The sequence below is a fragment of the Marinomonas sp. 15G6-16 genome, assembly GCF_055809555.1.
In genome coordinates this window covers 3,072,801-3,098,225 of record NZ_CM147916.1, presented here as the reverse complement: position 1 = coordinate 3,098,225, position 25,425 = coordinate 3,072,801, and the positions used below count along the sequence as shown (strand labels likewise).

The 25,425-nt window shown below is 46.8% G+C and carries 5 protein-coding genes and 4 tRNA genes; 2 read left to right on the top strand and 7 right to left on the bottom strand.

Annotated elements, in window-relative coordinates; translation table 11 throughout:
• Positions 1-107: 107 nt before the first annotated feature.
• Positions 108-725, bottom strand: a complete 618-nt coding sequence (locus AC0L46_RS14680) for an HD domain-containing protein (protein ID WP_473504629.1) — start codon at positions 723-725, stop codon at positions 108-110.
• A 2-nt stretch (positions 726-727) separates the two neighbouring features.
• Positions 728-1,858 (bottom strand): TauD/TfdA family dioxygenase, encoded by a 1,131-nt coding sequence (locus AC0L46_RS14675; RefSeq protein WP_473504627.1) that lies wholly within the window; start codon positions 1,856-1,858, stop codon positions 728-730.
• Between the two features lie 91 nt (positions 1,859-1,949).
• On the opposite strand from AC0L46_RS14675, the gene AC0L46_RS14670 reads away from it, so the two are divergent.
• Positions 1,950-2,861: a LysR substrate-binding domain-containing protein gene (locus AC0L46_RS14670; RefSeq protein WP_473504625.1), complete on the top strand. Its 912-nt coding sequence runs from the start codon at positions 1,950-1,952 to the stop codon at positions 2,859-2,861.
• 267 nt (positions 2,862-3,128) lie between these two features.
• On the opposite strand, the gene AC0L46_RS14665 is transcribed toward AC0L46_RS14670, so the two are convergent.
• The 4 genes from AC0L46_RS14665 to AC0L46_RS14650 form a co-directional block, all read right to left on the bottom strand.
• Positions 3,129-3,205: transfer RNA gene (locus AC0L46_RS14665), tRNA-Met, on the bottom strand.
• Positions 3,206-3,271: 66 nt separating this feature from the next.
• A tRNA-Met gene (locus tag AC0L46_RS14660) sits at positions 3,272-3,348 on the bottom strand.
• Between the two features lie 47 nt (positions 3,349-3,395).
• A tRNA-Met gene (locus AC0L46_RS14655) sits at positions 3,396-3,472 on the bottom strand.
• 47 nt (positions 3,473-3,519) lie between these two features.
• Positions 3,520-3,596, bottom strand: a tRNA-Met gene (locus tag AC0L46_RS14650).
• A gap of 303 nt (positions 3,597-3,899) precedes the next feature.
• Here AC0L46_RS14650 and msrA point away from each other — a divergent pair.
• The gene (msrA, locus tag AC0L46_RS14645; protein WP_473507158.1) at positions 3,900-4,523 is read left to right on the top strand and encodes a peptide-methionine (S)-S-oxide reductase MsrA; all 624 of its coding nucleotides are present in this window, start codon (positions 3,900-3,902) and stop codon (positions 4,521-4,523) included.
• Between the two features lie 80 nt (positions 4,524-4,603).
• Here msrA and AC0L46_RS14640 read toward each other — a convergent pair whose 3' ends face one another.
• A complete protein-coding gene (locus tag AC0L46_RS14640; protein WP_473504623.1) occupies positions 4,604-25,285 on the bottom strand; it encodes a VCBS domain-containing protein in 20,682 nt (6,893 codons plus the stop codon).
• Positions 25,286-25,425 lie beyond the last annotated feature (140 nt).

Here is a 25,425-nt window from a genome sequence, read left to right as displayed (position 1 = left end):
AGAAAGGCTTAATTTTTTGAGTAGAGCGTTAGATTTAATCTCTCCATTAAATCTAACGTCTTATTGGAAGGGATTAGAAAAAGCTACACTCTCATGTGTCGCTTTACTTAGGCAGTTCCTGACATTGCAATGTCTACCGCACTTTTCCCCATTGTCTGAGCTCCCACATATTTAGGGTCAAACGCAGGGCGTGTGAAGATTTCTCGCACCATTGGTTCAAAGTACTCTAAAGGTTTTGTTGGGTAGTCTGGGTCAAAAGAAGATTGATCCCAACGTTCACAAAAATCCACACAAGACTGATACCAAGGATGATCTTTCAAGTAGTCTCTTTCGTTAGGATCACCACCTAAATGATGAGCATAATAAAAGTTCTGAAAAAGACCGTGTTGGTTAATCACCCAAGTAACCTGTGGGCGAACATATGGACGCAAAATTGAAGCGGCATATTGAGAATGATTATGTGGTGCTAAATCATCTCCCAAATCATGAATCAACGCAGCGACAATCATCTCCTTATCAGCACCATCGGCTTCTGCACGAGTGGCAGACTGTAGAGAATGCTCGAGACGACTCACCTGATAACCAGACAAGGTATTCTCCAAGTTTTTTAGTGCTTGTAAAATACGGTCAGGTAAGCCTTTCGCATAGGCTTCTTCATGTTCTGTTAAAAACTCATATTCTTCTTTCGTGCCATCTTTCATTTGACGAAACTGAACGACTTGCATAGTTATCTGCCCTCTTTATCTGTCATTCTTTTTTGGCGTTTAATCGCTTTATAACGACCTTTAGGTGCATCTAAATCAATATAAGCGCCTTGTAAATGACGCAAACCCTCACTTGCATCAAATCCTGTACGCCCATGTAACACTCGCGTGTTATGAAACATTTGTAACTGACCTGGTTCTAATCTAAATCGCCATTCAAACTCTGGTGAGCTAAGTAGTTGCCCCAAGCGTTTACGAGCGCGATGGAAGATCACCAATTGATCATTAGGAAGTAGTGGTAGATAGTCCAATCTAGGACTATAGGTTACGCCTGTAATTTTCCCCGTGTTATCCGATTCGATTATGGTTCGCCTTTCAACCAACTCAACGTCTTCCTCGACATAACGGTAACGTACAGGAACCTCACATAAAAGCTTATAGCCTTCTGGATCTTCTTGCTTTAATTTTTCAAGCACTGAAAGGCTATCAACCAAGGTAGATAAACCACCACTGGTTTGGTTTTCAATACAATGTAAAAGTTGAATACCAGGCATAGGATCACGGTAAGGGTTATCCGTATGAGGGCCTAAAGGTACAGAGCGATAGGCCAAATCATTCGAATTAGGACGTGTATACACTTCAAAATATTTACCAAAATTTGTCTCTCTGACTTGACCAAATTGACTCGCCACATCCAATACCGCATCTGGCTTGTTTGGCACATTAGTCACTATCAAAGCCCCTTTTGTTAAAAAGGTTTCTAGCGCTTTTAACATGCCATTATCTGAAGATAAGTCATCATAGTCGACATAAAAGTCTTGCTTATCAGTATCACTCATCCAAGGTGTTGGTGTTGGCGCACCATCGTATGAATCAAAATCAGCGAAGAACTCCGTAAAATCGTAATAACCACTATAACCATCACTAAAAGTTAATTGATATTGTATATCACTTTGTTTCTCTACTTTTAAAAGTGATATTTCATCTTCTAACTGATGTGGATCAAACAACCTCTGCTGGGTAATTTGATCAAGATGCGCTTCGTCTTGGCAGCGCTCTCTCAACCACAAAGCTGGCAACTCAAAGATTTCTGCATCGATATGAGCCAGTATCGATGCTTCGGCTTCATTGACAGAAAATCTAACCTGCGACATCTCTTTTTCCCCCTGATTGACAGCGACAGTATCAAGCAATTAGTCTGCAGGAGACAGAGGCAAAAACTTATAACTAAGATGCAGTTTTCTAATGATGAATGAACAAGATTTACCGACTTTAAACAGCCTACTTGCTTTTGAAGCAACAGTCCGTAACCAATCAATGACGGTAGCTGCAAAAGAATTAGACATTACACAGCCTCTTGTTTCTCAGAGAATAAGAGCATTAGAAGATACTGTGGGTGGCGTATTAATAAATCGATCAAAAAAACCATTAACCGCCACCGAAGCGGGATCAAAATATTACTATGAAATACAAGCAGCTCTTACTTCAATCTTAAACGCTACAACCAACGCAAAAGCCAACTTGCGAACCAACAACACAAAAATATCCATCAGCGCTTATTTTGGCTTTGCTTTTCATTGGTTAATGCCAAGACTGCAACGTTTACAGGAAGCCTTTCCTGACTATCAATTTGAAATACAACCAACCAACAACTTAGCCGAACTAAACTCGTCTAACGCGGATATTTTATTCCACTTTGCTGACCATATTGGGAAATATAAATTTGAAGAACTCTTATTTGCAGAAGAAGTGTTTCCTGTTTGTTCGCCCAGCTTTGCCGAGAGAATGGGATTGAAAGCAGGCGATTTTTTGATCGACCTACGTAAGCTGTCCTTATTACACAAAGACAAAGAAGATCCAAGATGGCTTAACTGGAAAAGCTGGTCGGAAACTCTTGGAATACAACCCTCAAAATACCCTGTCATGTTTTGCTACAACAACTACCCGCTTGTCGTGGAAGCCGCTATTAATGGGCAAGGAATATGTTTAGGCTGGGAAGGACTCATCAATCCATTTATCGAAGAAGGCAAACTTATAGAACTTGGACCACGATTAAAATCGACCACAAGAGGCTATCAAATCTGCTCAAACTACCACTCCACTTTCGCCATCGGCAACGTCATCAAATGGTTTATCAACGAAACACGCAAGAGTTAACTATTTGAATGCCAAAAATATACTAAAGACTTTTTAATTGGGACTTCTTGAAATGATTGAGGAATACTTATCTGAGTTTAAAAAAGAACTAATGACTGCTATTTATAGAACTGAATTTCTTGAAATGGTTGTGAGAGCCACTTTCCTTAAATAGAGAGTGAACCAACGACCTTAAGATGATGAGCTTTACTAGAAATGGTTACGAGAGCCACTTTTCTTAAATGGAGAGTGAACCAACGACCTTAAGATGATGAGCTTTACTAGAAATGGTTGCGGGAGCCGGATTCGAACCAACGACCTTCGGGTTATGAGCCCGACGAGCTACCAGACTGCTCCATCCCGCGACATACTAAACAAAGTTATGTTTAGAATTTATCTCTTTATGCACTAAAACTGTGTGACTAAATAAATGGTTGCGGGAGCCGGATTCGAACCAACGACCTTCGGGTTATGAGCCCGACGAGCTACCAGACTGCTCCATCCCGCGACTAATTTATCTTCTAAGATAATCACTAACAATTTTATTCGATTAGTTGGTTGCGGGAGCCGGATTCGAACCAACGACCTTCGGGTTATGAGCCCGACGAGCTACCAGACTGCTCCATCCCGCGACTAATTTATCTTCTAAGATAATCACTAACAATTTTATTCGATTAGTTGGTTGCGGGAGCCGGATTCGAACCAACGACCTTCGGGTTATGAGCCCGACGAGCTACCAGACTGCTCCATCCCGCGACTAATCTTCGCTAACTTTTACCATCTCTGTAATGATAATTGGCTTAACAAAACTGCTTAGCCCGTGTTAACGAGGTGCGTATTATAGGTAGATAAAACAAGGAGTCAAGGCCAGTTAACAAATAACATAGGATTAGTTTTAAGAATCATCTTTTTTACTTATTATGAAGCTAACTATATAAAACTTGAAAGTACTTGTATCAGCCCTATTCTGGCTGTAAAAAGATAACTATTAAAAATTTCAACCATTTTTTAAAGGAGTCAAAAGTGTCAGACAATATTAACGACATTTTAAAAAAATCCATGATCCCAGAAAAAGAGCAAGCCCTTCCTGGTAGAAGCACACCACTCAGTATCTCTGGCATCAGTGTGATTAATAACGAACCTTTTGTTCGTACCCCGAAGGAAAACGAAGCGGAAGTAATTTTAGGGATGGGGTGTTTTTGGGGAGCAGAACGAAAACTTTGGAATACACCAGGTGTTATCGTTACTTCCGTTGGCTACGCTGGCGGTTACACGCCTAACCCAACCTATGAAGAAACCTGCTCAGGACAAACAGGACACAGTGAAGTGGTACAAGTCATTTTCGATACTTCTGTCACGTCATTAGAAGACATCTTAAAAGTCTTTTGGGAGAACCACGATCCAACCCAAGGCATGAGACAAGGTAATGATGTTGGCAGCCAATATCGCTCTGTCATCTATTATAAAAATGGAGCAGATTTAGCCATCATTGAAGCCAGCAAAAATGCTTACCAAAAAGTCCTTATTGAAGCGGGGCACGGCATGATCACAACAGAAGTCGAACCGCTTGATGTGTATTACTTCGCAGAAGAATATCATCAGCAGTATCTACACAAAAACCCCAATGGTTACTGCGGATTAAATGGAACGGGCGTTAGCTGCCCTATTGGCCTGACTCGTTAAGCATTTTACTTGTCACAAATTGTAGAGACAAAAAAGCCGAGCTGAAAACTCCAGCTCGGCTTTTTAATCGACACTATTTACTAGCCATCGATATTGATGTTGTATTCTTGATCATTGTAGATAACTTTGATGCTATCAACCGAATTCACAGAACCATCTCCATTTGAGTCAAAAGATGATGTTTCCGTAAAATTAGCGACATCTTCATCATCCACTTTTACAGCACCATCTTCAACACTGATGTGAGCTTCTAAGAACTCGGCGATCGCATCAACACTTGCATCTTCATCAGGAATATCAACAAGACCGCTTAATAAATCTGTTAGATCTAAAGCGTCTTCAGATGCGTTAAAATCTTCAATGGTATCAAGGCTATTTGACAACAGAGGATCTGCACTAGTTTCTTCCATTGTAGTATCAGCTGACTCTACAAGAGATTCATCTTGAAGAATAAAGATATCAGCACCATCACCACCAAACAATGAGTCAGCTCCATCCCCACCCAGCAATGTATCATCTCCATCACCACCAATTAGAGCATCATCCCCGTCACCGCCAGTTAAATACGCATCACCTGTAGCATCACTGGCGTCCAAAGTAACGCCAATATCACTACTATCATCAGTATCCGCTACACTTTGAACAATAGTTCCATCTTCAAGTTCAGCAGAAACAATCGTAGATACAGCACTGCTATCTAACCCATCGAGATCAATACTAGCAAAATAAGATCCATCTTCTTCAACTATCGCCTCTGTTGAAAAGACAGAATTTCCATCAGCATCAACCGTTGTAATGTTCAAAACTGTTTCTTCAACAATGTTTTCAACTGTGCCAGTAATATCCATAGTATATAAGACTAAACTACCGTCTCCGACATAAGTGCCATCACCTAAAAACACGATCGTCTCAAGGTTATTTACGGTAAAGATATTTACTCCATTTGCAGTAGATATTTGGCCATTATAAACATAAGAATCTCCTGAACGATTATAATTTAATGAGCTAATATCATAATCATCCTGACTTCCCGAAAGCACTAAAACGTCATCGCCACTATTAAATGTGAGGGACAAGTTGTTTGTAGGGTCTTCTCCAAAAACTGCGGTAATATCACCAGTACCGTTGAAGTTAATATTACTAGTATTATTAGAGCTACCATTGACAACAAAAACATAGTCATCTGACCCACCAAGATTCCAATTTGCTGAGCTTATATCACCATAAACTAGGGTCGTCACACCATCTTCCGAACTCTCGGTATTGCTATAGCTATAGTTATTGGAAACATTTTGGTTAGCCGTATTATCATTATTATCTGCATCAGATTCATCATAAGCATATGATGAAATTGAACTTTTCGCCTCTGCAGAGATAGCAGGAGATTCAGAAGTACCGTTAATAGTAATTATCTGTGTCACAGCATCACTTATTGAGTCACCATCCTTGGAGATAACAGTTACTTCGATATCAAAAGAGCCGATAGTACTATCTACTTTAATTTGAAGACCGGAAACCTCCTCCTCAGTTAGATTATAACTACCATCACTATTTGCACTAACAACCTCTCCATCAACGTCTAACAACTCAGCGCCATCTGGCAACTCAGAAATGGTATAGCTTAATGTTTCGCTACCATCTTCATCCGCCTGAGTCCCAGTAATAGTTAGTTGACTAATTGATACCAGAGATTCAACGCTGGCCTGAATATTTGTAATATTCACTACCTCAACATTAGCAGTAGAAGCCACATCAAATTCAACTGTAGCCTTACCCTCATCATCCAGTGTCACAGTGTAAGAGTTAGTCTGATTATGGGTCTGTGTACCTGTATTTTGCTCATAAGTAAATTGATCTTGCTGCACATCATTTATAATAATGGTATATAAATCAGCCGTCTCAACATTAGAACGATTGTGGTTTTTAACGCCATCTTCCCAGCCACCTGTAATCTCTGAGTCAAAGCTTATAGTAACTTCTTGCCCAGCATATTCATCACCAAAATCAAATACCCGCTCTTCAGTATCTGATGTGATATTCACACTATTAATATAATTATCACCTTCAGCACCAAGATTACTAATATCAGCCCCAATTATAATGATGTCATCTTGAGATACAGCCTCAGAAAGCTCTACTTCTAGAGTAGGAACATCCGCCACAGCATCAACCATTACTGTTACATCCGCTTCTGAAGTTAACTCACCATCAGAAATAGTGTAGCTAATAGTTACTTCGCCACTAAAGTCATCAGCAGGAGTAAACTTAAGTTTACCGTCTACTATTTCAACAGAGCCTTGGCTTTCATCAGCGACTGTCGCATCAGTGATGCTTAAGGTATCGCCATCGATATCGTAATCATTAGCTAACACATCAATCGTTATCGCTGTATCTTCATCCGTTGCGATAGCGCCTTCCGTCAAGGTTTCATCTACATCGATGAACTCATCCGACATACTGATAACACCATCGACCGTTTCACTAGGGTCGAAGATCAAGCTTGTAGTCGACTCACTGCCATCACCTTGTAGAGTAGTCAAAGTAACTTCATCAGATATGACTTGAGAAACCGTCATATTCTGAACAACATACTTACCACCACCACCAGACGTCGTTAGTTCAAAGGATTCAACTGCTTTACCCGTATCAGTGATAAAGGTGTAAGTCGCTTCATAAGCATTATCCCCTTCCCTGTATCCGGACATTACTTCTGAAGTACCATCCGCAAAATAAGCCGTTATATGCACTTCTGTTGCAGCACCGTTATCCTCATCAAAAGCACCGCCTAGGCCACTCAAGGTAAATGAAACCTTATTAATTGAAACATCATCTGTATCAATATCAACAATGAGCGATTCACCAGCACGAAGCCCACCTTGGCTATTAGATCCGATACCATCACCACGGGCTAAACTACCGTCTTGTGTACCATTCCAAGCCGCTAGGGTTACAGAGTCATCAGATTCTGAAGTTACAGAAGTTGTGATCGTGATGCTTCCACCGCTCTCAGTATCGAAAGATTTAACCACTGATTTCTCGTCATCGCTGACATTCCCCCAGTCACTTACCGCTACCGTACCATCAAATTCAGTTGTATCCGGATCTTCATCAAACGAGCCAACACTAAACTCAACAGCCTCATCAATTGCATCAGCATCAGAAACAAAACGCACTTCAGTGTCTGGGTCATATGTAACACCTACTGTCATTTCAACCCATTCACCGTTTTCGTCTTGAACTTCCATTACGCCATATTCAGGTGCTTCATCAAGGCGTATACCCGTGTCATAGGTCATCCTTGAATCATCAACAGCGACAGGGGCATCATTAACCGCATCAACCGTCACAGTAACGCTTGCTTGAGACGTTAATTCTCCATCTGTAATAACGTATTCAATTGTGGCCTCGCCATTGAAATCATCAGCAGGGGTAAACTTAAGTTTCCCGTCTACTATTTCAACCGTACCTTGATCGTCAGAAACGCCAGCTTTAAGGATACTCAACGAGTCATTTTCTGGGTCAGTGTCATTAGCTAAGACATCAATAGTAATAACAGTGTCTTCATCACCACTTGCTGTGTCATCGACAGCAACAGGAGCTTGATTCCTTTCAAGTGCGGATTCAGACACAGTAGAAGTATTACCTGCCGTATCTGATAGTGTCGCAGTAATCTCTTGACCAGGCTCGACTTCAACCGCGATACCGTTCTCGATGTCATCTGCATCTAACGTAACAACAGTTTCTTCACCACCAACACTGTACGTTAGTACATCTCCTATTTCGGAGCCAGCTACTGAAATAGTCGCGGTGACCGTACCATTATCACCAACCTCAGCATCGCTGTAAGCGCCACTATTGTCAGTATCACCGGCAATCGTAATAGAAGGTGTGGCAATTTCTGTATCAACCACAACGCTGTCGGAACCAGATTCAGTACCTGTAGAAAGTGTTGCCGTTACTGTGAGTGTTTCACCCTCTTCAGCTTCCGCAATTCCAGCAACAAGAATAACACCTGCAGCAATTTGAGTTGCATCAAGCTCAATGGTTCGGTCTTCTTCACCATTATTGTTAGTAATGGTAATTACATCTCCAGCTTTAGCCGCTATTGGCAACGTAATAGAGGCTGTAACCGTGCCATCACTTTCACCATCATTTAGAAGCCCATCGTTATTCGCATCATCGGTAATATCAACAGATGGCGTAAACAACTCATCAATAGTGTAAGTTTCACCGTCAATTTTAACCTTCTCAACATCGATAAGCAGAACCACATCATCCGTATCACCACGGGTAATCTGTAAATTACCGTTATCATCTACAACAAAACTAGCTTGGCTTGCATCGAAATTGTTGAAGATAACTGTATCTGTTCCAGCACCACCATCGATAGTAAGCGCATCATTGGCGTCATCAACACCAACAGTAATCTGATCATTACCTGTGCCAGTCAACACATAATCGTCATCAACTTCTGTAGCTGAATTCTGGAAACTACCATGGAAGTAATGTGCGGTATTCGAGAAGTCGCTGGTATTTCCAGCTTCATCCGTTTGAACGACTTTAAAGAACTCATTATCGTTAACTGGAACATCATCAAGATCCGATATATCTAATGTCCAAGTACCGTCATCAGATACCGTTGTGGTAACAGATGTCAATTCAGTGTATTCACCTGTTTGAGTGTCATTCCCATTCGTTGTTGAGCCAGAAATCACCCATAAAGTAATGGTTGCACCCGCCTCACCTGTACCATGAAGCGTTACTGTAGAGTAATCAGACGCATCAGAGTCATCTGTAATATTAGTAATAACAGGAGGTTCAACAGAGGTATCAGCATCTGCTGCTGTTCCTGAAATTTCGTCAGACTGATTACCTGCAGCATCAGACAAGATTGCTGTAACTTCTTGGCCTGGCTCGACTTCAGCCACGACACCGTTCGCAATGTCATTTTCTGTCAAAGTAACGATTACTTCATCACCATTCGCTATAGTGTAAGTCAGCTTATCGCCAACTTCTGAACCTGTTACCGAAATGGTTGCCGTTACTAGACCGTCCTCGCCAAGTTCTTCAGCGTTGTATACCTCATCATCACCAGTGCTTTCGAAAGTGATACTTGGCGTAGCAACTGAATCATCATTAACAACATTAATGCTGATAACTTGAGTACTAGTACTTGTAGAGTCACCTTCAGAAGCTGTTGCAACAACATTTAGATCATAGGTAGTCGTTTCATCAATATAAGCCGTTTCAAGAGTCAATGAAGATAGAGACCAATCTGATACGTCAACGAGAGTAGAATCCTCCGTAGCAGTAAAGCTATTCGTACCATCCGTCAAAATGAAGCCAACAGGAATATCTTGAATTTCCACACCCAAAGATTCAGAACCATCTTGATCTGTGAGCGCAGCATTAATGCTGAAAGAAACATCTCCACCTTCAACTGTTTCTAAACTAGATGAGGTGTCAGTAACTACATTCTCAAAAGTTAACGAATTAAGAACATAATCATTATCAGAAGAACCAGTCGCATCCGGATCGTATTCTGCACTGAACACTATGGTATCGAAAGCAACAGGGGTTCCATTGTCATCTGTAAATGAAATTGAACCTATATCATTTACATTATTATTGCCCGAAGAGAAGGTATTCGTAGAAACTTCTTGTCCGTCCGCATAGAGCGTATAAGTAGCAGTTTCAACATTACTTAACCAACCAAGAGAAACATCAATTGACGTGACTGCATTGTCGAATGTAACGACTAGAGCTTCGCTCTGCTCAGCATCTGCACCAATTTCAGAAATTGTATCAGAACCATTAGTAGTCTCGGCATTTACGCCTATACCATCATGGTCTGTACCAGTAACAGTAGTAAGCTCACCAACTACATTATTTTCTGAGTTTAACCCATCAAAATTACTGTAACCTGTAATTGTATAACCACTACTGCCTGTCGTATCTAAGCTATCAACATCAATCGTTATCGTTTCAGTAACAGTTAAAGATGGAGCATCAGCCACTGCATCAACTGTGATATCTAAAGTCGAAGTTGTTCCAGTATTTGTCGTATAGGTTATTTGAGGAACCTCACCACTCCAATCAGCTGTTGGAGTGAATGTATAACTACCATCCAAACTCAGAGTAATTGAACCTACAATCTCCTGAGAAGTTACGCCAGAACTCGTAACACTTTCATTTACAATAACTGAATTAAATGATCCATCTTCATTCTCGGTTATTGTATAAGTTGCATCATCTCCAGCAATCGTGAAGCTAACCACCGATAACGAATCATCGACATCACTATCATTACTTAAAACGTTACCGCTAACCGCTGTATCTTCTAATGTTTCACTAAAATCATCAGACAATATAGAAACGTCATCCGAGCCATTAATTGTGACAGTAATTGGTTGCTCAGTCCCATCAGTAGCAGTCAAGACAAAATCATCAAGAGCTGTTTCTCCATCATTTAAGAATTGAGTTTTCGATGTATCCAGCTGATAAGTCCACTGACCATCTACAAGAGTTAATGTACCGTAATCACCTTCTAGAACAGTATCCGCAAATGAAGGTGAGTCATTTTGATCAATATCTGTAATCTCTAAGGTTTCAGTAATTGGGGAAGAAAAATCTTCGGAAATAGATAATTCTGCTGTTGTAACAACAATAGAATCATCGTCAGCACCAGAAATGGTAATTGAGATTTCTTCAGATTTACCATCTGTTGTATAAACAGTAAAGACTTCGTTTTTAGCTTCACCTTCGCCTAAAAACTGAACAGCCTCATTACTAACAGAGTAAGACCATTCACCATCAGCATTAATCGTTAATTGCCCTAAAGTATCATCAGAAGAAGAGACATTGTCAGTGATAAAGACAGGGGAATCATCAGCATCAACATCTGAAACAGAAATAGTGCCCGAGGTTGATAAAAGGTCAGGATCTGAATCCTCAGCCACAAAACCAATTACATCACCAGTAATAACTGATTCATCGTTCGTGCCTATGATCGTCACCGTCACAACTTGCTCTGTACCATCTAATGACACAACAGTGAAGCTTTCTTCTATTTCCTCACCTTCATTTAACTCATTAAACTCACTGTTGGCAACGAACGTCCATTTACCATCTCTACCGATACTGAACGTACCACTAGAGCTTTCCATAGTCTTGGCCTGGAACACATTATCGAAATTATCCACATCACTCGACGTTAATACCCCATTCAAACTCAACACGGCATCTGTTTCAGGCGCCATAACACTAGTGTCACCTTCGATTATTGCCGCATCGTTCGTGCCCGTCACCGTAATCGTGATCGTTTGCGTATCTGTGCCACCGTTGCCATCCGCAACTTCTACTGTCACTTCGACTTCTTTCTCTTCGCCTACTGCTAGAGAGTCGTAAGCCGCAGCCGTTGGATCGAACGTCCAGCTGCCATCTGCCGCTAATGTGAAGCCTGCTGGCGCTGTCGCCGCTTCGCCATCTTCGTCAACCAAGCTGTAAGTCAATGTATCGCCATCAACATCCGTCGCCGTCACCGTGCCGCTGATCACATCACCACCTTCGGTTGCGTCTGTATCAACATCCGCCTCCGCTACTGGCGCATCGTTCGTGCCCGTCACCGTAATCGTGATCGTTTGCGTATCTGTGCCACCGTTGCCATCCGCAACTTCTACTGTCACTTCGACTTCTTTCTCTTCGCCTACTGCTAGAGAGTCGTAAGCCGCAGCCGTTGGATCGAACGTCCAGCTGCCATCTGCCGCTAATGTGAAGCCTGCTGGCGCTGTCGCCGCTTCGCCATCTTCGTCAACCAAGCTGTAAGTCAATGTATCGCCATCAACATCCGTCGCCGTCACCGTGCCGCTGATCACATCACCACCTTCGGTTGCGTCTGTATCAACATCCGCCTCCGCTACTGGCGCATCGTTCGTGCCCGTCACCGTAATCGTGATCGTTTGCGTATCTGTGCCACCGTTGCCATCCGCAACTTCTACTGTCACTTCGACTTCTTTCTCTTCGCCTACTGCTAGAGAGTCGTAAGCCGCAGCCGTTGGATCGAACGTCCAGCTGCCATCTGCCGCTAATGTGAAGCCTGCTGGCGCTGTCGCCGCTTCGCCATCTTCGTCAACCAAGCTGTAAGTCAATGTATCGCCATCAACATCCGTCGCCGTCACCGTGCCGCTGATCACATCACCACCTTCGGTTGCGTCTGTATCAACATCCGCCTCCGCTACTGGCGCATCGTTCGTGCCCGTCACCGTAATCGTGATCGTTTGCGTATCTGTGCCACCGTTGCCATCCGCAACTTCTACTGTCACTTCGACTTCTTTCTCTTCGCCTACTGCTAGAGAGTCGTAAGCCGCAGCCGTTGGATCGAACGTCCAGCTGCCATCTGCCGCTAATGTGAAGCCTGCTGGCGCTGTCGCCGCTTCGCCATCTTCGTCAACCAAGCTGTAAGTCAATGTATCGCCATCAACATCCGTCGCCGTCACCGTGCCGCTGATCACATCACCACCTTCGGTTGCGTCTGTATCAACATCCGCCTCCGCTACTGGCGCATCGTTCGTGCCCGTCACCGTAATCGTGATCGTTTGCGTATCTGTGCCACCGTTGCCATCCGCAACTTCTACTGTCACTTCGACTTCTTTCTCTTCGCCTACTGCTAGAGAGTCGTAAGCCGCAGCCGTTGGATCGAACGTCCAGCTGCCATCTGCCGCTAATGTGAAGCCTGCTGGCGCTGTCGCCGCTTCGCCATCTTCGTCAACCAAGCTGTAAGTCAATGTATCGCCATCAACATCCGTCGCCGTCACCGTGCCGCTGATCACATCACCACCTTCGGTTGCGTCTGTATCAACATCCGCCTCCGCTACTGGCGCATCGTTCGTGCCCGTCACCGTAATCGTGATCGTTTGCGTATCTGTGCCACCGTTGCCATCCGCAACTTCTACTGTCACTTCGACTTCTTTCTCTTCGCCTACTGCTAGAGAGTCGTAAGCCGCAGCCGTTGGATCGAACGTCCAGCTGCCATCTGCCGCTAATGTGAAGCCTGCTGGCGCTGTCGCCGCTTCGCCATCTTCGTCAACCAAGCTGTAAGTCAATGTATCGCCATCAACATCCGTCGCCGTCACCGTGCCGCTGATCACATCACCACCTTCGGTTGCGTCTGTATCAACATCCGCCTCCGCTACTGGCGCATCGTTCGTGCCCGTCACCGTAATCGTGATCGTTTGCGTATCTGTGCCACCGTTGCCATCCGCAACTTCTACTGTCACTTCGACTTCTTTCTCTTCGCCTACTGCTAGAGAGTCGTAAGCCGCAGCCGTTGGATCGAACGTCCAGCTGCCATCTGCCGCTAATGTGAAGCCTGCTGGCGCTGTCGCCGCTTCGCCATCTTCGTCAACCAAGCTGTAAGTCAATGTATCGCCATCAACATCCGTCGCCGTCACCGTGCCGCTGATCACATCACCACCTTCGGTTGCGTCTGTATCAACATCCGCCTCCGCTACTGGCGCATCGTTCGTGCCCGTCACCGTAATCGTGATCGTTTGCGTATCTGTGCCACCGTTGCCATCCGCAACTTCTACTGTCACTTCGACTTCTTTCTCTTCGCCTACTGCTAGAGAGTCGTAAGCCGCAGCCGTTGGATCGAACGTCCAGCTGCCATCTGCCGCTAATGTGAAGCCTGCTGGCGCTGTCGCCGCTTCGCCATCTTCGTCAACCAAGCTGTAAGTCAATGTATCGCCATCAACATCCGTCGCCGTCACCGTGCCGCTGATCACATCACCACCTTCGGTTGCGTCTGTATCAACATCCGCCTCCGCTACTGGCGCATCGTTCGTGCCCGTCACCGTAATCGTGATCGTTTGCGTATCTGTGCCACCGTTGCCATCCGCAACTTCTACTGTCACTTCGACTTCTTTCTCTTCGCCTACTGCTAGAGAGTCGTAAGCCGCAGCCGTTGGATCGAACGTCCAGCTGCCATCTGCCGCTAATGTGAAGCCTGCTGGCGCTGTCGCCGCTTCGCCATCTTCGTCAACCAAGCTGTAAGTCAATGTATCGCCATCAACATCCGTCGCCGTCACCGTGCCGCTGATCACATCACCACCTTCGGTTGCGTCTGTATCAACATCCGCCTCCGCTACTGGCGCATCGTTCGTGCCCGTCACCGTAATCGTGATCGTTTGCGTATCTGTGCCACCGTTGCCATCCGCAACTTCTACTGTCACTTCGACTTCTTTCTCTTCGCCTACTGCTAGAGAGTCGTAAGCCGCAGCCGTTGGATCGAACGTCCAGCTGCCATCTGCCGCTAATGTGAAGCCTGCTGGCGCTGTCGCCGCTTCGCCATCTTCGTCAACCAAGCTGTAAGTCAATGTATCGCCATCAACATCCGTCGCCGTCACCGTGCCGCTGATCACATCACCACCTTCGGTTGCGTCTGTATCAACATCCGCCTCCGCTACTGGCGCATCGTTCGTGCCCGTCACCGTAATCGTGATCGTTTGCGTATCTGTGCCACCGTTGCCATCCGCAACTTCTACTGTCACTTCGACTTCTTTCTCTTCGCCTACTGCTAGAGAGTCGTAAGCCGCAGCCGTTGGATCGAACGTCCAGCTGCCATCTGCCGCTAATGTGAAGCCTGCTGGCGCTGTCGCCGCTTCGCCATCTTCGTCAACCAAGCTGTAAGTCAATGTATCGCCATCAACATCCGTCGCCGTCACCGTGCCGCTGATCACATCACCACCTTCGGTTGCGTCTGTATCAACATCCGCCTCCGCTACTGGCGCATCGTTCGTGCCCGTCACCGTAATCGTGATCGTTTGCGTATCTGTGCCACCGTTGCCATCCGCAACTTCTACTGTCACTTCGACTTCTTTCTCTTCGCCTACTGCTAGAGAGTCGTAAGCCGCAGCCGTTGGATCGAACGTCCAGCTGCCATCTGCCGCTAATGTGAAGCCTGCTGGCGCTGTCGCCGCTTCGCCATCTTCGTCAACCAAGCTGTAAGTCAATGTATCGCCATCAACATCCGTCGCCGTCACCGTGCCGCTGATCACATCACCACCTTCGGTTGCGTCTGTATCAACATCCGCCTCCGCTACTGGCGCATCGTTCGTGCCCGTCACCGTAATCGTGATCGTTTGCGTATCTGTGCCACCGTTGCCATCCGCAACTTCTACTGTCACTTCGACTTCTTTCTCTTCGCCTACTGCTAGAGAGTCGTAAGCCGCAGCCGTTGGATCGAACGTCCAGCTGCCATCTGCCGCTAATGTGAAGCCTGCTGGCGCTGTCGCCGCTTCGCCATCTTCGTCAACCAAGCTGTAAGTCAATGTATCGCCATCAACATCCGTCGCCGTCACCGTGCCGCTGATCACATCACCACCTTCGGTTGCGTCTGTATCAACATCCGCCTCCGCTACTGGCGCATCGTTCGTGCCCGTCACCGTAATCGTGATCGTTTGCGTATCTGTGCCACCGTTGCCATCCGCAACTTCTACTGTCACTTCGACTTCTTTCTCTTCGCCTACTGCTAGAGAGTCGTAAGCCGCAGCCGTTGGATCGAACGTCCAGCTGCCATCTGCCGCTAATGTGAAGCCTGCTGGCGCTGTCGCCGCTTCGCCATCTTCGTCAACCAAGCTGTAAGTCAATGTATCGCCATCAACATCCGTCGCCGTCACCGTGCCGCTGATCACATCACCACCTTCGGTTGCGTCTGTATCAACATCCGCCTCCGCTACTGGCGCATCGTTCGTGCCCGTCACCGTAATCGTGATCGTTTGCGTATCTGTGCCACCGTTGCCATCCGCAACTTCTACTGTCACTTCGACTTCTTTCTCTTCGCCTACTGCTAGAGAGTCGTAAGCCGCAGCCGTTGGATCGAACGTCCAGCTGCCATCTGCCGCTAATGTGAAGCCTGCTGGCGCTGTCGCCGCTTCGCCATCTTCGTCAACCAAGCTGTAAGTCAATGTATCGCCATCAACATCCGTCGCCGTCACCGTGCCGCTGATCACATCACCACCTTCGGTTGCGTCTGTATCAACATCCGCCTCCGCTACTGGCGCATCGTTCGTGCCCGTCACCGTAATCGTGATCGTTTGCGTATCTGTGCCACCGTTGCCATCCGCAACTTCTACTGTCACTTCGACTTCTTTCTCTTCGCCTACTGCTAGAGAGTCGTAAGCCGCAGCCGTTGGATCGAACGTCCAGCTGCCATCTGCCGCTAATGTGAAGCCTGCTGGCGCTGTCGCCGCTTCGCCATCTTCGTCAACCAAGCTGTAAGTCAATGCTAGAGAGTCGTAAGCCGCAGCCGTTGGATCGAACGTCCAGCTGCCATCTGCCGCTAATGTGAAGCCTGCTGGCGCTGTCGCCGCTTCGCCATCTTCGTCAACCAAGCTGTAAGTCAATGTATCGCCATCAACATCCGTCGCCGTCACCGTGCCGCTGATCACATCACCACCTTCGGTTGCGTCTGTATCAACATCCGCCTCCGCTACTGGCGCATCGTTCGTGCCCGTCACCGTAATCGTGATCGTTTGCGTATCTGTGCCACCGTTGCCATCCGCAACTTCTACTGTCACTTCGACTTCTTTCTCTTCGCCTACTGCTAGAGAGTCGTAAGCCGCAGCCGTTGGATCGAACGTCCAGCTGCCATCTGCCGCTAATGTGAAGCCTGCTGGCGCTGTCGCCGCTTCGCCATCTTCGTCAACCAAGCTGTAAGTCAATGTATCGCCATCAACATCCGTCGCCGTCACCGTGCCGCTGATCACATCACCACCTTCGGTTGCGTCTGTATCAACATCCGCCTCCGCTACTGGCGCATCGTTCGTGCCCGTCACCGTAATCGTGATCGTTTGCGTATCTGTGCCACCGTTGCCATCCGCAACTTCTACTGTCACTTCGACTTCTTTCTCTTCGCCTACTGCTAGAGAGTCGTAAGCCGCAGCCGTTGGATCGAACGTCCAGCTGCCATCTGCCGCTAATGTGAAGCCTGCTGGCGCTGTCGCCGCTTCGCCATCTTCGTCAACCAAGCTGTAAGTCAATGTATCGCCATCAACATCCGTCGCCGTCACCGTGCCGCTGATCACATCACCACCTTCGGTTGCGTCTGTATCAACATCCGCCTCCGCTACTGGCGCATCGTTCGTGCCCGTCACCGTAATCGTGATCGTTTGCGTATCTGTGCCACCGTTGCCATCCGCAACTTCTACTGTCACTTCGACTTCTTTCTCTTCGCCTACTGCTAGAGAGTCGTAAGCCGCAGCCGTTGGATCGAACGTCCAGCTGCCATCTGCCGCTAATGTGAAGCCTGCTGGCGCTGTCGCCGCTTCGCCATCTTCGTCAACCAAGCTGTAAGTCAATGTATCGCCATCAACATCCGTCGCCGTCACCGTGCCGCTGATCACATCACCACCTTCGGTTGCGTCTGTATCAACATCCGCCTCCGCTACTGGCGCATCGTTCGTGCCCGTCACCGTAATCGTGATCGTTTGCGTATCTGTGCCACCGTTGCCATCCGCAACTTCTACTGTCACTTCGACTTCTTTCTCTTCGCCTACTGCTAGAGAGTCGTAAGCCGCAGCCGTTGGATCGAACGTCCAGCTGCCATCTGCCGCTAATGTGAAGCCTGCTGGCGCTGTCGCCGCTTCGCCATCTTCGTCAACCAAGCTGTAAGTCAATGTATCGCCATCAACATCCGTCGCCGTCACCGTGCCGCTGATCACATCACCACCTTCGGTTGCGTCTGTATCAACATCCGCCTCCGCTACTGGCGCATCGTTCGTGCCCGTCACCGTAATCGTGATCGTTTGCGTATCTGTGCCACCGTTGCCATCCGCAACTTCTACTGTCACTTCGACTTCTTTCTCTTCGCCTACTGCTAGAGAGTCGTAAGCCGCAGCCGTTGGATCGAACGTCCAGCTGCCATCTGCCGCTAATGTGAAGCCTGCTGGCGCTGTCGCCGCTTCGCCATCTTCGTCAACCAAGCTGTAAGTCAATGTATCGCCATCAACATCCGTCGCCGTCACCGTGCCGCTGATCACATCACCACCTTCGGTTGCGTCTGTATCAACATCCGCCTCCGCTACTGGCGCATCGTTCGTGCCCGTCACCGTAATCGTGATCGTTTGCGTATCTGTGCCACCGTTGCCATCCGCAACTTCTACTGTCACTTCGACTTCTTTCTCTTCGCCTACTGCTAGAGAGTCGTAAGCCGCAGCCGTTGGATCGAACGTCCAGCTGCCATCTGCCGCTAATGTGAAGCCTGCTGGCGCTGTCGCCGCTTCGCCATCTTCGTCAACCAAGCTGTAAGTCAATGTATCGCCATCAACATCCGTCGCCGTCACCGTGCCGCTGATCACATCACCACCTTCGGTTGCGTCTGTATCAACATCCGCCTCCGCTACTGGCGCATCGTTCGTGCCCGTCACCGTAATCGTGATCGTTTGCGTATCTGTGCCACCGTTGCCATCCGCAACTTCTACTGTCACTTCGACTTCTTTCTCTTCGCCTACTGCTAGAGAGTCGTAAGCCGCAGCCGTTGGATCGAACGTCCAGCTGCCATCTGCCGCTAATGTGAAGCCTGCTGGCGCTGTCGCCGCTTCGCCATCTTCGTCAACCAAGCTGTAAGTCAATGTATCGCCATCAACATCCGTCGCCGTCACCGTGCCGCTGATCACATCACCACCTTCGGTTGCGTCTGTATCAACATCCGCCTCCGCTACTGGCGCATCGTTCGTGCCCGTCACCGTAATCGTGATCGTTTGCGTATCTGTGCCACCGTTGCCATCCGCAACTTCTACTGTCACTTCGACTTCTTTCTCTTCGCCTACTGCTAGAGAGTCGTAAGCCGCAGCCGTTGGATCGAACGTCCAGCTGCCATCTGCCGCTAATGTGAAGCCTGCTGGCGCTGTCGCCGCTTCGCCATCTTCGTCAACCAAGCTGTAAGTCAATGTATCGCCATCAACATCCGTCGCCGTCACCGTGCCGCTGATCACATCACCACCTTCGGTTGCGTCTGTATCAACATCCGCCTCCGCTACTGGCGCATCGTTCGTGCCCGTCACCGTAATCGTGATCGTTTGCGTATCTGTGCCACCGTTGCCATCCGCAACTTCTACTGTCACTTCGACTTCTTTCTCTTCGCCTACTGCTAGAGAGTCGTAAGCCGCAGCCGTTGGATCGAACGTCCAGCTGCCATCTGCCGCTAATGTGAAGCCTGCTGGCGCTGTCGCCGCTTCGCCATCTTCGTCAACCAAGCTGTAAGTCAATGTATCGCCATCAACATCCGTCGCCGTCACCGTGCCGCTGATCACATCACCACCTTCGGTTGCGTCTGTATCAACATCCGCCTCCGCTACTGGCGCATCGTTCGTGCCCGTCACCGTAATCGTGATCGTTTGCGTATCTGTGCCACCGTTGCCATCCGCAACTTCTACTGTCACTTCGACTTCTTTCTCTTCGCCTACTGCTAGAGAGTCGTAAGCCGCAGCCGTTGGATCGAACGTCCAGCTGCCATCTGCCGCTAATGTGAAGCCTGCTGGCGCTGTCGCCGCTTCGCCATCTTCGTCAACCAAGCTGTAAGTCAATGTATCGCCATCAACATCCGTCGCCGTCACCGTGCCGCTGATCACATCACCACCTTCGGTTGCGTCTGTATCAACATCCGCCTCCGCTACTGGCGCATCGTTCGTGCCCGTCACCGTAATCGTGATCGTTTGCGTATCTGTGCCACCGTTGCCATCCGCAACTTCTACTGTCACTTCGACTTCTTTCTCTTCGCCTACTGCTAGAGAGTCGTAAGCCGCAGCCGTTGGATCGAACGTCCAGCTGCCATCTGCCGCTAATGTGAAGCCTGCTGGCGCTGTCGCCGCTTCGCCATCTTCGTCAACCAAGCTGTAAGTCAATGTATCGCCATCAACATCCGTCGCCGTCACCGTGCCGCTGATCACATCACCACCTTCGGTTGCGTCTGTATCAACATCCGCCTCCGCTACTGGCGCATCGTTCGTGCCCGTCACCGTAATCGTGATCGTTTGCGTATCTGTGCCACCGTTGCCATCCGCAACTTCTACTGTCACTTCGACTTCTTTCTCTTCGCCTACTGCTAGAGAGTCGTAAGCCGCAGCCGTTGGATCGAACGTCCAGCTGCCATCTGCCGCTAATGTGAAGCCTGCTGGCGCTGTCGCCGCTTCGCCATCTTCGTCAACCAAGCTGTAAGTCAATGTATCGCCATCAACATCCGTCGCCGTCACCGTGCCGCTGATCACATCACCACCTTCGGTTGCGTCTGTATCAACATCCGCCTCCGCTACTGGCGCATCGTTCGTGCCCGTCACCGTAATCGTGATCGTTTGCGTATCTGTGCCACCGTTGCCATCCGCAACTTCTACTGTCACTTCGACTTCTTTCTCTTCGCCTACTGCTAGAGAGTCGTAAGCCGCAGCCGTTGGATCGAACGTCCAGCTGCCATCTGCCGCTAATGTGAAGCCTGCTGGCGCTGTCGCCGCTTCGCCATCTTCGTCAACCAAGCTGTAAGTCAATGTATCGCCATCAACATCCGTCGCCGTCACCGTGCCGCTGATCACATCACCACCTTCGGTTGCGTCTGTATCAACATCCGCCTCCGCTACTGGCGCATCGTTCGTGCCCGTCACCGTAATCGTGATCGTTTGCGTATCTGTGCCACCGTTGCCATCCGCAACTTCTACTGTCACTTCGACTTCTTTCTCTTCGCCTACTGCTAGAGAGTCGTAAGCCGCAGCCGTTGGATCGAACGTCCAGCTGCCATCTGCCGCTAATGTGAAGCCTGCTGGCGCTGTCGCCGCTTCGCCATCTTCGTCAACCAAGCTGTAAGTCAATGTATCGCCATCAACATCCGTCGCCGTCACCGTGCCGCTGATCACATCACCACCTTCGGTTGCGTCTGTATCAACATCCGCCTCCGCTACTGGCGCATCGTTCGTGCCCGTCACCGTAATCGTGATCGTTTGCGTATCTGTGCCACCGTTGCCATCCGCAACTTCTACTGTCACTTCGACTTCTTTCTCTTCGCCTACTGCTAGAGAGTCGTAAGCCGCAGCCGTTGGATCGAACGTCCAGCTGCCATCTGCCGCTAATGTGAAGCCTGCTGGCGCTGTCGCCGCTTCGCCATCTTCGTCAACCAAGCTGTAAGTCAATGTATCGCCATCAACATCCGTCGCCGTCACCGTGCCGCTGATCACATCACCACCTTCGGTTGCGTCTGTATCAACATCCGCCTCCGCTACTGGCGCATCGTTCGTGCCGTATACATTAATAACTAAAGTTGTTGTATCTGTTGCGCCTTGATCATCCGTTACAGTTACTGGAATTGTGATTTTCTGTATTTCACCAGCGCCCAAGTGCCCATAACTTGAAGCGTCAAAACTATAGCTACCATCAAGATTTAAAGTCAGACCGATAATATCTTCATTTGTTGTGAACGATAAAACAGCGTCTTCTGGAAGATCTACATCTGTAGCACTAACCTTACCTGTAATATTTGAGTCTTCTTCTACATAACCGATAGAAGCTTGAGCAACAGGCGCATCATTTGTACCTGTCACTGTAATCGTAACAGTTGCTTCCGCACTTTCATTTCCATCCGCGACATAGGTATATGTAAATTCAACATCTCGCGTCTCGCCAATAGCAAGATCATCAAAATCTGTTCCTGGAGAAAAAATATAGCTACCATCATCTTTAAAAATTAAGCTACCTTCAGAAACATCAATCCCTAATTCATAACTAGTAATATTGCTATCATCACCCCCTGAAACAGTACCAACTAATGTTGCATTCTCTTCAGTCGTTTCAGCCACATCAACAATATGGTTAGAAGTGGTCGTTGCAGTAAAAGGATTACCTGCATCATCTTCACCAGTAACACTAACTGTAAATGAAATATCTTCTGCAAGATCAGACCCTGCGACATCCATACTCCAAGTTCCATTAGCCAAAACACTTGCAGTATATAGAGTGCCATTTATAGTCGCTGACACTTGGTCACCAGCTGCGACCTCAAAACCGGTATACCCAGAAACAGTAACAACATCGTCACTCTCTTCGGCACTAATGACATCATCAGATGTAATCGAATTAACATGAATAACCGCATCTGCACTAACATCAACACTATATGCTTGAGTAGAGTCGGCAGTACCTTTTTGGTCTGAGTCATTAAGTACTAGAACACTAGCCTTTAGCTCACCTGTTGAGCTCTCGCCAACATGAACCTGCAATTCGGAGCCAGCAACATCGATAGACCAATTCCCATCAGAGCCTATTACAGTTCTATAAGTCTCATTATTTATAACCAGAGTTACGACACCTGTAGTAAAGTCATCTCCTGTCACACTACCAGTGATAGTAACGACACTCTCTGATTCAACTGCATTTATAACTCTATCATCTGTTACCGGATCAATAACCAGCTGCACCTGAAGGCTATCTTCACCATCATTATCAAAGATTCGTAATGAGCCTTGCATATCTCCAAGTACTGCATCACCAGTTACATTTGATAATGTAACGAAAGCCATTTCGGTATCTTCAATTTCTGTATCATCGATAATTGGAACTTGTACCGTCACTGAAGTCTGACCGGCTGGAATAGTTACTGTCCCAGAAACATCCTCGAAGTCTTCTCCAGCTGTGGCACCCACACCGACAACACCATAATCAACAGTTACATCCGTTGTAGAAGCTTCACTTAATGAAATAGTAAACTCTGCGTATTCTTGGCCTTCTATTGCATACACATAGTCAATAGAGACAACTGGCTGTGTTGCTTCTTCTGTATCATTATCAATAATTTTTACGCTAACATTTTCATCGTAAAAATTATCACCCGTTATAACAGCCTCTAGATATTCATCACCTTCCACTTCAACATCATCAAATATAGGAATTCTTACTTCTATTGAAGTGGAATCCGCAGGCAACTCGATTGCAAAGGTCGGCCACAAAACACCATTATCATTTACTGACATTGAATCAAGAGTTGCAGAGACCCAAGTTTCACCACCATCCGTTGAGTATTCGAATGGCATGCTAAAGTCATCTGCATATTCAGCAATTTGCTTACCTAGCGCTTCACTTAACAATTCGCTGGTAAAAGTGATTTTTAAAGTCTGGGCTTCATCAAAAGAAAGGGAGCTAGAAAGTGTAAACTGAGCATACTCATCACTTTCAGATACTTCAGAAATGTCAGTAGAAAGGTGAGATTTATTTGTATCTAACGCAACAGAAGAGCTTTCTGTATAAGAAGCTGTCCAGTCATTTACTGTGAAATCAAAGCTCAACCCTTCAAGGTCATAAGGTGTTAGATCGTCTTTAGTAATGTTAATAGTATAAGTGCCATCACCATTATCAACTAATTCGCCAAGATCTTCGAAACCTGCTCCTAACGAAACATTGGATACTGCCAAGTTTTCAGTAAAAACTTGATTAGTCACAATACCATTCGCCAAATCAGAGGCATTAAAAGTTAGCTGCCCAGTTTCCTCAACCTCGGTAAAATCATAGGTAACAGTACCTTCATGAAACTCAATAATATCCGGAGTTCTCTCATCAAACTCTTCAGGCACACGATCGCCTGCATAGGTTTCGATAGAGTCTTGAACGTGCTCCATAGCAAGCGTTTCAAATACATTTTCACCCGTTCCGTCAACAATTTCAGAATCACGAGTAAACTCAATGCCTATAGCAGCCAAAAGATCTGAAAGATCTTCTTTGTCCATTTCGACAATACTGAGGTCATAATCCGCCAATGCTTCACGCATTTCTTCAGTGATAGTGATAACTCCACTTATCTCTTCCAAATTAGTCAGATCATTTGTTTGTAGAATTCCATCATCGGAATCAGTCCCTGTATCACTGTCTGTCAAACCATCTTGGATTGCCTGTAGAAAAATCGCCATATTCTCAACGTAGTTATCGTTGAGGTCAGACAACTCAACACCAGCAATATCCTGCAGAAATAAGTAACCACCTTGAATAACAGAAGAGGAAAATTCAGCAACAACAACACCACCAACAGAGAAAGTAATTGTATCGCCTTCATTATATTGGAATGAGCCATCCACACCTTGGTCACCAGTAAGACCAGATAAACCACTCGATGTTGTATAAGAAACACCATTCACCAAACCATCTACAAATTGAGCAACACTTGTCGTGTCAGAGACATCGCTAGATGAACTACTTGATGAACTATCGTCTGTGCTTCTAACACTAAATACAGCAACACTGACAGAGCTACTACCATTGTCCGTGTCATAACCATAAGTCGGTAGACTGCTGTCTGTATCGTTACCAAAACCGATCTGAACTGAAGCATTATTTCGGTCGATAGAAACATCAACACGATCTTGTTCGGCTGTATCACCTGCCGCAGGAGCGTCTTGAACTAGAGTTGGGTCATCACCCGCTAAGATTGCAGCTTGTAGGGCTTCAGCCTCAGCCGTAGCATCTTCAACTAATTCCTCATTACTGCCTGGGTTATAGACTTCTTCGTTAATTTCAACGATTGAATCGCCGCCAATAACAACTTCTGTACCATCAACAAAAGCAATCGTGACGCTGGAGTTTGTCCCAGTAATAATAGTTTCAGCGAAGTAAATTTGGTCACCAATCTGGAGCTCTCGTGTTTGACCATCAATAGATTGAACAGTGACTGACCCACTTAATTTAGTCACGATACCAACAGGGTCGCCTAATGTTGCAAATGTATTTTGATTGTCGCTCATGGTGAATCTCCTAGACTCTTGATAAGACGTAATAAATTTTTAATTAATTGCAGAATAGTTGAATCAAATACAAGTCGCTATTGTACCTTGGTACAGTAATACCTCTAATTTGTTTCAGTTCGTAAACCCGATAATTCAAA

Excerpts from the sequence above, each read along its gene's own strand:
- msrA (WP_473507158.1), top strand. The coding sequence starts at position 3,900 with ATGATCCCAGAAAAAGAGCAAGCCCTTCCTGGTAGAAGCACACCACTC.
- AC0L46_RS14675 (WP_473504627.1), bottom strand. The coding sequence starts at position 1,858 with ATGTCGCAGGTTAGATTTTCTGTCAATGAAGCCGAAGCATCGATACTG.
- AC0L46_RS14680 (WP_473504629.1), bottom strand. The coding sequence starts at position 725 with ATGCAAGTCGTTCAGTTTCGTCAAATGAAAGATGGCACGAAAGAAGAA.
- AC0L46_RS14640 (WP_473504623.1), bottom strand. The coding sequence starts at position 25,285 with ATGAGCGACAATCAAAATACATTTGCAACATTAGGCGACCCTGTTGGT.
- AC0L46_RS14670 (WP_473504625.1), top strand. The coding sequence starts at position 1,950 with ATGATGAATGAACAAGATTTACCGACTTTAAACAGCCTACTTGCTTTT.